Raw genomic sequence first — 14,141 nt, forward strand, 5'->3', positions numbered from 1 at the left:
GAGCGGCATCGAGCTAGAGCACGGGTCGCGCCGCCCTCCCACCCTGCTCCCCCCCTGACAGCGCATCCACGACGACCACCCCACCGCTGATCACGAGCTGCCGCGGGGGAGCCTCGACGAGTGCCTCCTGCACGTTCGCCGCATCCACCAGCACCACATCCGCGGCCGCGCCGACGACCAGGTCGTGCACCTCGCGGCCCACGAACGGAGCCGCGTCGCTGCTCGCGATGCGCACCGCGGCCTCGAGGTCCTCATCCCTCCGCCATCCGGCGAGCTGGGCCATCCGCGTCGCCAGGCGCAGCATGTCGCCGTCGCCGTACGGCCCCCACAGGTCGCGGATGCCGTCCGTGCCGAGCCCGACGCTCACGCCCGCCTCACGGAGTTCGGTCAGCGGCAGCCGCGGTGCGTTGACTGGCGCGACCGTGGTGATCGTGATGCCGGCATCCGCCACCGCCTCGACCAGCGCACGCTGGCGGACGGCCTGAACGTCGCCGATCGCGAAACCGTGCGCGATGTTCACCCGGCCCGCCAGACCCAGTGCCCGCGTGCGCTCGACGATCAGCTCGTACTGGAACGCGCCGAGTTCGCCGCCGTCGTGCAGATGGATGTCGACTCCCACCCCGCGCCGGTCGGCGATTCCGAAGAGCGCGTCGAGCTGCCCGACCGGGTCACGATCGATGGAGGCCGGGTCGAGCCCGCCGATGTGGTCGGCGCCCTCCGCGGCGGCGCGGTCGAGCAGGTCGAGCACGCCGGGACGCCGGAGCACTCCGTCCTGCGGGAACGCGACGACCTCCAGCCCGACCGGCGCGCCGATCCCGGCGACCGCGTCGCGAACATGACGGATGCCGTCCAGCCCGACCCCGAGATCGACATCGACGTGCGAACGGAACGCCGTCGTTCCCAGGCTCACCATCTTCGTCAGCAGCGTCGTCGTCGTGGCGACGCTCGGGATGCCCAGCTCGTCACGGTGCGCCCGCTCGTGCCGGATACGCCCCTCCGTCGTCGCCTCACCGCCGTACGACACCCACGGGAGCCCGAGCCAGCTCTTGTCCAGGTGCGCGTGGGCGTTGACGAACCCGGGAAGGCCCAGGAGCCCGCGGCCGTCCACGAACACGGTGTCCGGAGCGCCGGTCAGCGCGCGCGGATCGTCGGCGTCGTGCGGGAACATCGACGTGATGCGTCCGCCCGCCACTCGCAGGTCGACTGCCGCGCCACCCCACGGCCGGACGTTCCTGAGTACGAGTTCGGGCATCCGCCACCTCTCCTCCGGGGAACCCCGCCCCCTCAAGGAAATGGTACGGGGAGGCCTTACTTGTCCGCGAAGCGGTCGGTCGCCTTGATCAGGGCGTGCAGGATGCCCGGCTCGTCGAATGCGTGACCCGCGTCGTCGATCATCCGCAGGTCTGCCTCCGGCCAGGCCTTGTGCAGGTCCCACGCCGTCATCGGCGGGGTGCACACGTCGTAGCGTCCCTGCACGATCACGCCGAGGATGCCCTGCAGCTTCGCGGCGTTGCGGATCAGCTGGCCGTCCTCGAACCAGCCCCCGTTCATGAAGAAGTGGTTCTCGATGCGCGCGAAGGCGACCGCGTACTTCTCCTCGGTGAACTCCTCCACCAGCTCCGGCCGCGGCCGCAGAGTGATCGTCGACGACTCCCAGCGCGACCAGGCCACCGCGGCAGGCGCGTGCACGTCGGGGTCGGGGTCGTTCAGCAGGCGACTGTATGCGCGGATGAGGTGGCCGCGGTCGACGACCGGCACCGGCTCCAGGAAGCCCTCCCACAGGTCGGGGAACAGAGCGGCGGCGCCGCCCTCGTAGAACCATTCCAGCTCGAACCGGCGCAGCGTGAAGATGCCGCGGAGGATGAGCTCGGTCACGCGCTCCGGATGCGTCTCGGCGTAGGCGAGGGCCAGCGTGCTCCCCCACGATCCGCCGAAGACCTGCCACTTCTCCACCCCGAGCATCTCGCGCAGCCGCTCCATGTCTGCGACGAGATGCCACGTCGTGTTGGCACTCAGGTCGGCCTCGGGGTCGCTCGCGTGCGGGAGGCTCTGGCCGCATCCGCGCTGGTCGAAGAGGAGGATGCGGTACTTCTCGGGGTCGAACAGCCGCCGCTGGTTCGGGTTGGTTCCGCCGCCCGGGCCGCCGTGCAGGAACACGACCGGTTTGCCGTCCGGGTTGCCGCTGGTCTCCCAGTACACCTGCTGCCCGTCACCGACGTCGAGAAGGCCGGAGTCGTAAGGCTCGATCTCGGGATAGAAGGTTCGCATGGCCAGAGCATAGAGCCAGACCTAGGCTTGTGGGATGAGCACCACGCCACTCGCCACCCCAGTCAACGTCACAGTGACGGGAGCCGGCGGCCAGATCGGCTACGCGCTGCTGTTCCGTGCGGCCTCCGGGCAACTCCTCGGGCGGGATACGCCGGTCAACCTCCGCCTGCTCGAGATCCCCCAGGGCAGGGCCGCGGCCGAAGGCACGGCCCTCGAACTCGAAGACGGGGCGTTCCCGCTCGTCCGCGACGTGACAGTGACCGAAGACGCCAGGACCGCCTTCGACGGCGTGACCATTGCCCTCCTCGTCGGGGCGCGCCCGCGCGGCCCCGGCATGGAGCGCGCCGACCTGCTCGAAGCGAACGGGCGCATCTTCGGCCCCCAGGGCGAGGCGATCAACGCGGGTGCAGCATCCGATGTCCGCGTCCTGGTCGTGGGGAACCCGGCGAACACCAATGCGCTCATCGCCAGCGCCCACGCCCCTGACATCCCGGCGTCGCGCTTCACCGCGATGACCCGTCTCGACCACAACCGCGCCGTCGCGCAGCTGGCCAGGAAGCTCCGAGTGCCGGTCGCCGCGATCGACGGAGTCATCGTGTGGGGCAACCATTCGGCCAGCCAGTACCCCGACATCAGCCACGCGACGGTGAACGGCGAGCCGGTGACCGACCTCGTGGACGAGGCGTGGCTCGCGAACGAGTTCATCCCGCGGGTCGCGAAACGGGGGGCGGAGATCATCGAGGTGCGCGGATCGTCGAGCGCGGCCTCTGCGGCGAGCGCGGCCATCGACCATGTGCACGACTGGGTCAACGGCACGGGCGCGCGGTGGACCTCCGCCGGCGTCGTCTCCGACGGCGCGTACGGGGTACCGGAAGGGCTGATCTCGTCGTACCCGGTGCGGTCGGCGGGCGGCGAGTGGCAGATCGTGCCCGACCTCGAAATCGATGCGTTCTCGCGTGCGCGCATCGACGCATCTGTCGCCGAGCTCGTCGAGGAGCGCGACGCGGTACGCGCGCTCGGCCTCATCTGACGCTGCGGTCGCCCGGCAGGCGCGCCCACGAGCTGGCGTGCACTCGTTCTGAACCCGTGCCCGCGTTGCAATCTGGGCACGCGTTCAGAACGTATGCACGCCAGCCGCGAAACGGGCTAGCGCTTCTTCGTCTTGAGTGACTTCTCTTCGACGGGAGCGTCGCCGGATGCGCGCAGGTCGGCGTAATACGCCCGCGCCTCCGCCTGGCGCTCGGCCTCCGCACCGGTCGCGATCTTCGCCCGGACGAGCTCCGGCCCGTAGCCGAACGCGTCGACCAGGTCGACGGCGTGCGGGCGGATGCGCGTGATCAGCCGGTCGATGTATGCGGTCACAGCCTGGGCCCGCTGCGGCGAGAGGCGCCCGTGGATGACATACCAGGCCAGGTGCTTCTCGATGAGCCCGAACCCGAACAGGTCGCGCAGCCAGGTCAGCACCTGGCGCGTGCCGGAGTCGGGGGCCTGCTCGAGCGCATCCGTGAACGCCTCCCACTGGAGCAGCTCGGCGTGGGCGCGGGCGGCCTCGATCAGCTCGTTCTGCTGCGAGTTGAACAGGTCGGCCGCAGCCTTCTTCGACAACTTGTCCGCCGAGCGGAGACGGCCCGCGATCTCGGAGATCATGGTCGCCACCCGGTCGGTGAGCAGCTCGCGCTGCGTGTTCGGCTCCTGCAGCCAGTTGACCGAGCGCGCCGTCGAACCGAAGTCCTTCACGGTCTGGGCCACACTGCGCAGCCCCGTGCCGTGATAGGCGCGGCCGGCCGCCTGGGTCACGACGTAGCGTGCGAGAGCTCCGGCGTCGGCCTTCGCGAACTTGCGGCTGAAGTCGGTCAGCAGCCGCTTGGCGACCAGCTGGAGGAGCACGTTGTTGTCGCCCTCGAATGTGACGTAGACGTCCAGGTCCGCACGCAGCGAGGTGAGTCGGTTCTCGACGAGGAACCCGGACCCTCCGCACGCCTCACGGCACTCCTGCAGAGTGTCGAGGGCATGCCAGGTGGAGAGCGGCTTCAGTGCAGCCGCGATGGTCTCGAGATCCTGGCGGTCCTGGTCCGTGTCGGCGCGCCCGCTGAACACGTCGTCGAACTTCTGCAGGAACACCTCGTGGGCGAAACTCGCGGCGTAGGTCGTGGCGAGCAGCGGGAAGAGACGCCGCTGGTGCCGCTGGTAGTCGAGGATGACCTCTTCGTCGGTCTCGCTGCCCGCTGTGAACTGGCGGCGCTCGCTCCCGTAGGTGATCGCGATCTTGAGGCCGATCTTCGACGCCGCGACGGCGGAGCCGTCGAGCGAGACGCGCCCCTGCACCAGGGTGCCGAGCATCGTGAAGAACCGGCGCCCCGGGCTGTCGATGGACGACGTGTACGTGCCGTCCTCGGCGACGTCGCCGTACTTGTTGAGCAGGTCGGTGCGGGGGATGCGCACCTCCGTGAAGTGCAGCCTCCCGTTGTCGATACCGTTCAGGCCGCCCTTGAGGCCGTCGTCCTCACCGCCGATGCCGGGGAGGAACTCACCGTCGGCGTCGCGGATGGGCACGTAGAACGCGTGCACACCGTGGGTGACGCCCTTGGTGATCAGCTGCGCGAACACCACGGCGGCCCTGCCGTCATTGGCAGCGTTGCCGAGATAGTCCTTCCACGCCGCGCGGAACGGCGTGTCGATGACGAACTCCTGCGTCTCCGGATCGTAGGTCGCCGTGGTGCCGACGCTGGCCACATCCGACCCGTGACCGGTCTCGGTCATGGCGAACGCACCGGGCACCTCCAGGCTCATGATGCCGGGGAGGTACTTCTTGTGGTGGTACTCGGTGCCGAGCTGCATGACCGCGGAGCCGAAGAGCCCCCACTGCACGCCCGACTTGATCTGCAGCGACGGGTCTGCTGCGACGAGCTCTTCGAAGCCGGCGATGTTGCCGCCGTTGTCCTCCTGGCCGCCGACGCTCTTCGGGAACGCCTTGTGCACCTGCCCGTTCGCGACGAGGAGCTTCAGCTGCTCGAACGTGCGCGCGCGGTGGTCTTCGAGGCTGAGCCCTTCGACCTTCTGCATCTCCGGCCGGCTCGAGAGCGCGCGAGAGGCGAGGCGCGCATCCGCCCAGGTGCCGAGCAGTTGCCGGCCGAGCTTTTCGATATCGACACGCGGGGTCGCCGATCCGATCTGTTCGGGTGTGGTGCTGGCGGCGGGTTCCATTCCGGCGTCGGGAGTGGCTTCGGTGCGCGTGATGGTGTCAACCATGAGTTCCTCTTCGGTCTCGAGCAGTCTTCCTCCACCGTAGGTCTGCGCCAGTCCAACGCGAAGTCGTCGGTGCACCGCCTACAAAAGGGGGCCGGATGCTCGCCCGCGGCCCTGTGGAATAGCCACAGTTCGCCCCCTCGATCGCCTGCTTGACGCGACAAAGGTCGGGCGCAATACTTAACCATATGGTTGAGCGTGGCGCAGAGATCGAAGCGGTGTTCCACGCGCTCTCCGACCCGACGAGGCGCGCGGTCGTGGAGCGGTTGCGGGATGCGCCGCAGAGCGTGAGCGCGCTGGCGGCCGCGCATCCGATCAGCCTCGCCGCGTTCGTCAAACACCTCGCAGTCCTCGAGGACGCGGGGCTCATCACCTCGGCGAAGACCGGGCGGACGCGCTGGTGCACGCTCGTCGGCGGCGCCCTCCGGCCCGCCACGCAATGGCTTCGCGACTACGAAGACCTCTGGAACACCAGCATCGACGCGCTCGAAGCGCACCTGGAGAAGAACCCATGACCGCACTCACCGTGACAAGGACACTGCGCGCCGGCCGGCCACGCGTCTGGCGCGCCTGGACCGACGCATCCGAGTTCGTCGCCTGGTTCTGGCCGACCCGGTTCGACACCGTCGGCGAAGTGGATGCCCGCGTCGGCGGCCGCTGGCGCCTCGCGTCGTCCGTCGCCGGCATCGGCGTCTCCGGCGAGTTCGCGGCGGTCGATCCGCACGCGCGGCTCGTCTTCACCTGGCGGTGGGATGCTGACGAGAACGAGACCCTGGTGACGGTGACGTTCGCCGACTCCGGCGACGGAGGGACCATCCTCACGATCGTCCACGAGCGATTCGACACCGAAGACGAGGCCGAGTCGCACCAGCAGGGCTGGAACGACTGCCTCGACCGGCTGGCGGCGCTGGTCTGGCGCGCTTGATGCGCCGAAAGGTGCGAGAAGTGGCTTTCCCGGCCTCCGGAGACCACTTCTCGCACCTTTCGTGGGCGCGAGGCCGCGCGGGAGCGGCGTCAGGGCGTCAGGCGGCCCGGCGGGCTCGCTGCGACTCGCCGTAGGCCGTCGCCGCACGCACCGACTTGGCGGCACGCGCCTTGGCGGCGCCCTTCAGTTCGATGACGCTACCGGGTGCGATGAGCTGGTCCCGCTCGACGCGCACACCGTTGCCGACCATCGCATCCACGCCGATCTTCGTGTTGCTACCGATGCGCACGCCGCTGCCGACGACGCATCCTTCGCCGATGTGCACGTTCGATCCCACGAACGTGCGGTCACCGACGGTGGCTCCTTTGTCGATCCAGCTGCCGGCGCCGATCCAGCTGTCGAGTCCGACGCGCGCGTGCGCCTCCACATAGGCGGTCGCGTCGACGAACGCCGTCTCGGCAACACGTGCAGACGGCGATACGAGGCCACGCCCGTTGGTGTGCCTCTTGTACTTGATGATGGCGCCGGTCTCATCCTCGAGCTCTTCGATCATTCGTGCCATGCCATCCTCCTTCGAGTTCGAGTCGATTCACTACACAAAGGTAAACACCTGTTCACCCATAAAGATTCCCTGATCCGGCTGCGGTTCGACTCCCTGTCGGCGGGGGCTGGGATACTCGGATGAAGACACAATGAGTACGCGCAGACCCGACCGGGCGCAAGGGGGCGGCATGGACGAGCGGGAGATCCTGTACGTGGACACGGCCACCGAATGGGAGGCCTGGCTCGACGCGCATCATGCCGACACGGACGGCGTGCGCCTCGCCATCCTGAAGAAGAGCGCGGGCGGAACGGCCGCCTACGGCGAGTATCTCGACGTCGCACTCTGTTACGGCTGGATCGACGGACGCCGCAACGGGCTCGACGACAGCCGTTTCCTCCAGTTGTTCACACCACGCACGAAGTCGAGCATCTGGTCGGTGCGCAACCGCGACCACATCGAGCGGCTGATCGCATCCGGTGCAATGCGTCCGGCAGGCCTGGCCGAGGTCGAGCGGGCGAAAGCGGACGGGCGCTGGGCCGCCGCGTATCCGCCCCAGTCGACGGCCGAGGTCCCGCCCGATCTGGCGGATGCCCTGGCCGGCAATGCGGAGGCGGCCGCGTTCTTCGCGGCGATCTCGGGCCAGAACCGATTCGCGATCCTCTTCCGCATCGCCAACGTCAAACGCGCCGAGACGCGTGCCCGCAAGATCGCCGAATACGTCGACATGCTCGCGCGACACGAGACCATCTACCCTCAGCCGCAGAAATAGGCGGGACGGCGAGTGCGCATCCGACGCGGGCGGGCGTGGATGCGCGACTCACCGTCCGAGGCGAGGTGCGCCGCGCTGCTAGTAGCGCAGGCCGTGACCGAAGGGGAACAGCGGGTCGGCCGTGTCGAACGGGACGTCCGGACGGCTGGCGCGCACGGCATCCATCGACGACGGCAGCTCCATCGGCAGTGAGCCCTGCGGCACCGCGTCGCCGAACAGGACGTCGAGCACCGCTGCCGAACTCGCGCCGAAGTCACCGACGATCGCCGCGACATCGTCGACGAACGGCGTCAGGATGGCGGGGCGGTCGAGGAACACGTCGACGATCGTCGGAACGGTCGCGGCAAGAGCACGCAGCTCGTCGACCTTCTCCTGCGTGAAGTCGAGCGAACCCGCGTGGAAGAAGTTCTCGAAGAACGTCGCGCGCTGCTCGAAGGGCGCCCCGATGCGCACAATGGCGACATCCGCCTCCTCGGGAGTCTCGACGACGGTCGCATAGGTGCCGGCCACCGCAGCGTCGACGCCTTCGAGATAGACCTTGACGCCGCGCGAAAGGGGCAGCACGGCGGACTCGGAGCCGGCGAGTACCCGGTTGGTGAGGAGAGTGACGGATGCGCGCTGCGCCGCGTCGCCCGCCGCGCGGAACTCCGCGTTTCCGACGATGGCCTCCGCACGTTCGACGTCGACGAACGGCTCGTCGAACAGCCCGAGCACGAACTTCTCGCGCAGCAGACGCCGGGCGGACTCGTCGATGCGCTCCTCGCTGACCTCGCCGCTGCGGACGAGCTCGACGAGGAGATCGGGGATCGCCTCGCCGCCGAACTGGTCGACACCGGCCTCGATGACTTTGAGCATCCGCTGCCGGGTGGACAGGTGCTCGACGCCCCAGGCGCGCGCCGGGAACGCCTGGCCCATGAGCTCGGCGTCGCTGAGCAGGCCCCAGTCGGTGCAGACGATTCCGTCGAAGTTGTAGCGCTCGCGCAGCAGACCGGTGATGACCGATTTGTTGAAGCCGAAGCCGACCTCTTCGTACTCGGTGCCGACCGGCATGCCGTAGTAGGGCATGATCTGACTGCCGCCGGCGGCGAAAGCGGCCTCGAACGGCCTCAGGTGGTACTCGAAGTTGTCGCCGGGGTAGACCTGCTCGCGGCCGTACTCGAAGTGCGGGTCCTCGCCGTCCTTCTGCGGTCCGCCGCCGGGGAAGTGCTTGGACATCGTGGCGACCGAGTCGGGCCCGAGTTCGGAGCCCTGGAAACCGCGGATGTAGGCGGCGCCGAGCTTCGAGGTGAGTTCAGCATCCTCACCGAAGGTCGCGACCTGGCGCGCCCAGCGCGATTCGGTGGCGAGGTCGATCTGAGGGTGCAGCGCGACCCGCAGGCCGACGGCCGTGTACTCCTGGCGGGCGATGTCGCCGAACTGCTCGACGAGCTTCTCATCGCCGATCGCGCCGAGGCCGAGCGTTTCGGGCCACTGCGAGAAGGGGCCGGCGAGCATCGCAGCGCCGGGGTTCTCGCTGAAGGAGTGGCGCGGGTCGGTGGAGAGCGTGACCGGGATGCCGAGGCGAGTGCCGGCGGCGAGTTCCTGCAGGCGGTTGTGCCATTCGGCCATCTGGGTGGCGCTCGAGGCGGCGCCGAAGACGTTGAAGTGGGTCATGTGGCGGCCCTTGACCATGTCGCTGGTCGGAGCGATCCCGAAGGTGGCGTCGCCTTCGGACAGTGAGCCGTCTTCGCCGATGGTGATCATCGTCTGGAAGAACAGGCCGGCCTTCTCTTCGAGCGCCATCTGGCCGAGGAGGTTCTCGACGCGCTGCTCGACGGGCAGCGCAGAGTCGCGGAAGGTGGGATCGACGTCTGCGTCGGCGTCTGGGGTCGTGATCGTGGGTGACGACTCTGTCATGAAGGGTTCCTTTCCCGAGGAGCCTGCTTCGGCTCGCCGGTAGCCTACGCCACAAATCAACCGAGTGGTAACATTTTGGTGGCCGATGGAGAGGAGTCACAGTGGATTCGCCGGATTCCGTCGCACCCCGTCGCTATGCGAACGGGGTCGCGACACGTGAAGCCATCCTCGACGCGGCCAACGAGCTGGCGATCGAAACCGGGTTCGCCGGGGTCTCGCTGCGCGAGCTCGCAGTGCGAACCGGGATCTCGCATCCGGGTCTCCTTCGGCACTTCGCCTCCACCGACGAGGTTCTGCTCGCGCTGCTCGACCGCCACGAACGCGCGAACGAAGCCTGGGTCGCCGAAGCGGGCATCCTCGGCGCGGGCAGCACGCTCGCACTCGTCGAGCTCGCCGAGCACAACGCGACCGTTCCCGGGTACGTCGAGCTCTTCACGACGCTGGCCGGCGAGGCGGCGAGCGCGGCACATCCGGCTCACGCCCGGTTCGCCCTGCGCTATGAATCGCTGCGCGAACTGTCTGCGAGGCAGTTCCGGCAGTCAGTGGATGAGGGACTCGTCACGGCAGCCATAGCGCCGCACGATGAGGCGGTTCGTCTCGCGGCCGCATGGGATGGGCTGCAGCTGCAATCGCTCTACGACCCGGTGGTGGATGTGCCCGAACTGCTGCGCGGACACCTCGTGTGGCTGACCGGCGGGTCTGCGACGGCACCTGCCGCCCTGGCGCGCGCGTGTGCAGTCCTGCCCGCCGGGCCGGCGGCGCTTGGCGAAGCGACGGCATCCGGCGAGATCGCGACCCGCGGCTACGCGGTCGGCAGGGCCCGGCGCGACGAGATCGTCGACGAGGCCATGAAACTGTTCGCCGCGTCCGGCTTCCGTGGAACGAGCCTGCAGGAGATCGCGCAGTCCGTCGGCATCTCGAAAGCCACCCTGCTGCATCATTTCGGTTCGAAGGACAATCTGCTCATCGCCGTTCTGCGCCGCCGGGACGAGCGCGCACCGCTCGGGGTCCCCGCCCCCACCACGGCGCCGCTGGAGCTCGTGACCGGTCTAGCCGACGGCGCTCGGCAGAATGCCGGCGAGCCCGGCCTCGTCGAGTTGTATTCGGTGCTCGCCGCCGAGTCGGCGAACCCCGAGCATCCGGGGCACGAGTTCTTCCGAGACCGATTCCAGACCGGTCGCGCCTACTTCACGGCGATGTTCGCGGCTCTCGCGGCAGATGGCCGGCTGCCCCGGGGCGCGGACCCTGCGTTCGAAGCGGCCTGGCTCCTTGCCCTCTGGGACGGCCTCCAGCTGCAGTGGCTGTACGACCCGGCCGCAGTCGACGTCGCCGAGCAACTGCGGGGTCACCTCGGGCGGCTCGTCGTGGCCTGAGTGCGCTGGGACCTACTTCGAATTGAGGTAAATCGCTGTCCCGAAGGGACCGAACACCCGTTTTGCCTCAACTCGGCGCCCGTGCCCGGCAGAGCGCTCACCGGCGCGAGACGCCGAGTCCGGCGACGACCTCGAGGAGGGCCTCGCCGTAGGCTTCGCGCTTCTTCGCGCCGATTCCGGTGATGCCGTCGAGATCGGCGAGCGTCGACGGCCGCTCGGTCGCCACCGAGCGCAGGGTGGCGTCGCCGAAGACGATGTAGGCCGGCACGGATTGCTCGCGCGCCTGTTCCGCACGCCAGGTGCGAAGTGCTTCGAACAGCTCGACGTCGTTGTCGGCGAGCTCTCCTGAGGCTGTCGCCTTGCGCACGCTGCGGGATGCACGCTCCGGCCGCTCCGGCTCGCGCCGGAGGATCACCGTGCGCTCACCGCCCAGAACCTCGGCTCCGCCCTGGGTCAGGGCCAGAGTGCCGTACTCGCCTTCGGTCTTGAGCAGCTCCTGCGCGAGGAGCTGCCGTGCGACCCCGCGCCACTGGCTTTCGCTCAGGTCGGAGCCGATGCCCCAGGTGGCCAAGGTGTCGTGGGAGAACTGCGTGACCCGGGGGGTCTGCTTGCCGCGCACGATGTCGATGAGGTGCCCGGCGCCGTACCGCTGATTGCGTTCGCGCTGGAGGCGCACGACGGTCGACAGCAGCTTCTGCGCCGGGACCGTTCCGTCCCAGCTCTCGGGCGGGGTGAGGCAGGTGTCGCAGTTGCCGCACGGCTCGGAGCGCTGGCCGAAGTAGCCGAGAAGGTTGACCCGTCGGCACTGCACGGTCTCGCAGAGGGCGAGCATCGCGTCGAGGTGCGCGGTGAGCTTGCGGCGGTGCGCGAGGTCGCCGGGCGAGTCGTCGATCATGCGGCGCTGCTGGACGACGTCGTTCAGGCCGTAGGCGAGCCAGGCGGTCGATGGCAGGCCGTCGCGGCCGGCACGACCGGTCTCCTGGTAGTAGCCTTCGACCGATTTGGGCAGATCGATGTGGGCGACGAAGCGCACGTCGGGCTTGTCGATTCCCATGCCGAAGGCGATGGTGGCGACGACGATCACACCGTCTTCACGGAGGAAGCGCGCCTGCGCCCTCGCCCGCGTGCCGGCGTCGAGTCCCGCGTGGTACGGCACTGCCTTGAGGCCGCGGGCGCTCAGGAATTCGGCCGTGCGTTCGACGGTGTTGCGCGAGAGCCCGTAGACGATGCCCGCGTCATTCGGATGCTCGGTCGTGATGAAATCGAGCAGCTGCGTGCGCACCTCGGCCTTCGGCACGATGCGGTACTGGATGTTCGGCCGGTCGAAGTCCGCGACGAACTGGGCGGCATTCTGCAGCCCCAACCTCGAGGTGATCTCGCGGTGGGTCGCCTCGGTCGCCGTCGCGGTGAGGGCGATGCGCGGCACGTCGGGCCAGCGCGCGGCGAGTTCGGAGAGCGCGAGGTAGTCGGGGCGGAAGTCGTGGCCCCACTGCGACACGCAGTGGGCTTCGTCGATGGCGAAGAGCGCGATGGTGCCACGCTCGAGGAAGCGCTTGGTCGCCTCGGACGACAGCCGCTCCGGTGCGACGTAGAGGATGTCGAGCTCGCCGGCGATGTAGGCGCGCTCCACCCGCGACCGCTCCGTCGCGTCCTGGGTCGAGTTGAGGAAGGCCGCACGCACGCCGTTGGCGATGAGCGCATCGACCTGGTCTTGCATGAGGGCGATCAGCGGGGAGACGACGACTCCCGTGCCTTCGCGCACCAGCGAGGGGATCTGGTAGCAGAGGCTCTTGCCGCCGCCCGTGGGCATCAGCACGACCGCGTCGCCTCCGCCGATCAGCTGGTCGATGATGGCAGCCTGCTGCCCGCGGAAGGTCTCATAGCCGAAGACGGTGTGGAGCGCCTCAGCGGCCGTGGCGTACTGCGGGGGCGTCGCGCGCGCCGCCGGCGGCGTGGCACGCGCAGGGCTTCCAGCGGAGCCGCCGCCGGGCCCCGACGGAGCCTCGAACGCCGGCTCGTAGCCCGGATCGAAGTCGGGCTCATACGTCGGATCGAAGGGCGGCTCGAACTCCGGCGGCGCATCCCTGTCGTCAGGTTCCCACGGCAGTTCGGCGCTCCAGCTCATTGCTCGATCGTAACCGGAGCATCCGACGCCCGGGCACCGATCCCGGCATCTGTGGATTATCACGGCTCCGCGGCCGTCGTCAGAGGCCCGCGATATGCTCGGCGCGATGCTCACCCCGGTACTCGGTCTCCTCGGTGCGCTGGTCTACGGCTCCGCCGACTTCCTCGGCGGGCTCGCGGCCCAGCGCATCAGCGCGGTCCGTGCGGCGGGCCTCTCCGCCCTCTCCGGCCTCGTCGTGCTGCTGGTGCTGCTCCCCTTCTTCGGTGCGCGCTGGAGCGAATCCGCCGTCCTGTGGGGAGCCCTCTCGGGAGTGGCCGGCGCCATAGCACTCTCGCTGCTCTACGCCTGCCTCGCGATCGGGCCCATGAGCATCCTCTCGCCGCTCACTGCGGTCGTCTCCGCGATCGTTCCGCTCACCTGGGGCCTGCTGCACGGTGAGCGGTTCGCTGCGATCGGCTGGGTGGGGCTCGGCCTCGCGCTCGTCGCTGTCGTGCTCGTGGGCTTCGTTCCGGAGCGCGGCGCCGTGCGTCCCCGGTCCCGCGGCCTCGTGATGGCGGTCGCGGCGGGCGCCTTCATCGGCGTCTTCCTCATCCTGATCGACCTGACGCCCGACGACTCGGGCCTCGCTCCGCTGGTCCTGAATCGGCTGGTGAACGCGTCGATCATGTTCGCGACCGTCGGCGTCGTCTGGCTCGCCTCGCGCCGGAGGCGACGGCCGGTGGATGGACGGATCGCGGCGAATCGCGGATGGCGCCCCGGGCTCCCTTTCGCCGTCGCCGGTGGCGCCGTCGATGCCTGCGCCAACATTCTTCTGCTGATCGGCCTTCGAATCGGCAACCTGAGCGTCATGTCCGTGCTGACCGCGCTGTATCCGGCGGGCACGATCATCCTCGCCGCGATCGTGCTGAAAGAAAGAATCGCGCCGGTGCAGTGGGCCGGGCTGGTCCTCGCTCTGGCCGCGACGGGGATGCTCGCTGCAGGGTGACGGGACCGCG

General features: G+C 69.1%; 12 protein-coding genes. 6 read left to right on the forward strand and 6 right to left on the reverse strand.

Features of this window, described 5'->3' with window-relative positions; translation table 11 throughout:
- Positions 1-13: 13 nt before the first annotated feature.
- Entirely contained in the window at positions 14-1,252 is a 1,239-nt protein-coding gene (locus AAYO93_RS16240; protein WP_345762205.1) for an amidohydrolase, read from the reverse strand.
- A 56-nt stretch (positions 1,253-1,308) separates the two neighbouring features.
- Positions 1,309-2,268, reverse strand: coding sequence for a prolyl aminopeptidase (gene pip, locus AAYO93_RS16245; RefSeq protein ID WP_345762206.1), 960 nt, complete (start codon positions 2,266-2,268; stop codon positions 1,309-1,311).
- A gap of 34 nt (positions 2,269-2,302) precedes the next feature.
- Here pip and AAYO93_RS16250 point away from each other — a divergent pair, with 34 nt between their 5' ends.
- A complete protein-coding gene (locus AAYO93_RS16250) occupies positions 2,303-3,298 on the forward strand; it encodes a malate dehydrogenase (RefSeq protein ID WP_345762207.1) in 996 nt (331 codons plus the stop codon).
- A 116-nt stretch (positions 3,299-3,414) separates the two neighbouring features.
- On the opposite strand, the gene AAYO93_RS16255 is transcribed toward AAYO93_RS16250, so the two are convergent.
- Positions 3,415-5,517 carry an acyl-CoA dehydrogenase family protein gene (locus AAYO93_RS16255; protein ID WP_345762208.1) on the reverse strand — a complete coding sequence of 701 codons (2,103 nt, stop codon included), beginning with the start codon at positions 5,515-5,517 and terminating at the stop codon, positions 3,415-3,417.
- A 185-nt stretch (positions 5,518-5,702) separates the two neighbouring features.
- On the opposite strand from AAYO93_RS16255, the gene AAYO93_RS16260 reads away from it, so the two are divergent.
- Positions 5,703-6,029, forward strand: a complete 327-nt coding sequence (locus tag AAYO93_RS16260; protein WP_345762209.1) for an ArsR/SmtB family transcription factor — start codon at positions 5,703-5,705, stop codon at positions 6,027-6,029.
- On the forward strand, positions 6,026-6,439 hold the full coding sequence (locus tag AAYO93_RS16265; RefSeq protein WP_345762210.1) for an SRPBCC family protein: 414 nt from the start codon (positions 6,026-6,028) through the stop codon (positions 6,437-6,439). Before AAYO93_RS16260 ends, AAYO93_RS16265 begins: the two co-directional genes overlap by 4 nt.
- A gap of 97 nt (positions 6,440-6,536) precedes the next feature.
- Here the strand turns inward: AAYO93_RS16265 and AAYO93_RS16270 are convergent, their stop codons facing one another.
- Positions 6,537-7,001: a DapH/DapD/GlmU-related protein gene (locus AAYO93_RS16270; RefSeq protein WP_345762211.1), complete on the reverse strand. Its 465-nt coding sequence runs from the start codon at positions 6,999-7,001 to the stop codon at positions 6,537-6,539.
- Between the two features lie 130 nt (positions 7,002-7,131).
- Between AAYO93_RS16270 and AAYO93_RS16275 the strand changes: the two genes are divergently transcribed.
- Positions 7,132-7,752 (forward strand): YdeI/OmpD-associated family protein, encoded by a 621-nt coding sequence (locus AAYO93_RS16275; RefSeq protein ID WP_345762212.1) that lies wholly within the window; start codon positions 7,132-7,134, stop codon positions 7,750-7,752.
- A gap of 78 nt (positions 7,753-7,830) precedes the next feature.
- Here AAYO93_RS16275 and AAYO93_RS16280 read toward each other — a convergent pair whose 3' ends face one another.
- Complete coding sequence (locus AAYO93_RS16280; RefSeq protein WP_345762213.1) at positions 7,831-9,648, reverse strand: glycoside hydrolase family 3 protein; 1,818 nt, start codon at positions 9,646-9,648, stop codon at positions 7,831-7,833.
- 101 nt (positions 9,649-9,749) lie between these two features.
- Between AAYO93_RS16280 and AAYO93_RS16285 the strand changes: the two genes are divergently transcribed.
- Positions 9,750-11,021 (forward strand): TetR/AcrR family transcriptional regulator, encoded by a 1,272-nt coding sequence (locus AAYO93_RS16285; protein WP_345762214.1) that lies wholly within the window; start codon positions 9,750-9,752, stop codon positions 11,019-11,021.
- 97 nt (positions 11,022-11,118) lie between these two features.
- Here the strand turns inward: AAYO93_RS16285 and recQ are convergent, their stop codons facing one another.
- Positions 11,119-13,146 (reverse strand): DNA helicase RecQ, encoded by a 2,028-nt coding sequence (recQ, locus tag AAYO93_RS16290; RefSeq protein ID WP_345762215.1) that lies wholly within the window; start codon positions 13,144-13,146, stop codon positions 11,119-11,121.
- A gap of 106 nt (positions 13,147-13,252) precedes the next feature.
- Here recQ and AAYO93_RS16295 point away from each other — a divergent pair, with 106 nt between their 5' ends.
- Positions 13,253-14,131, forward strand: coding sequence for a DMT family transporter (locus AAYO93_RS16295; protein WP_345762216.1), 879 nt, complete (start codon positions 13,253-13,255; stop codon positions 14,129-14,131).
- Positions 14,132-14,141 lie beyond the last annotated feature (10 nt).

Source organism: Diaminobutyricibacter sp. McL0608, from assembly GCF_039613825.1.
Classification (GTDB): domain Bacteria; phylum Actinomycetota; class Actinomycetes; order Actinomycetales; family Microbacteriaceae; genus Diaminobutyricibacter.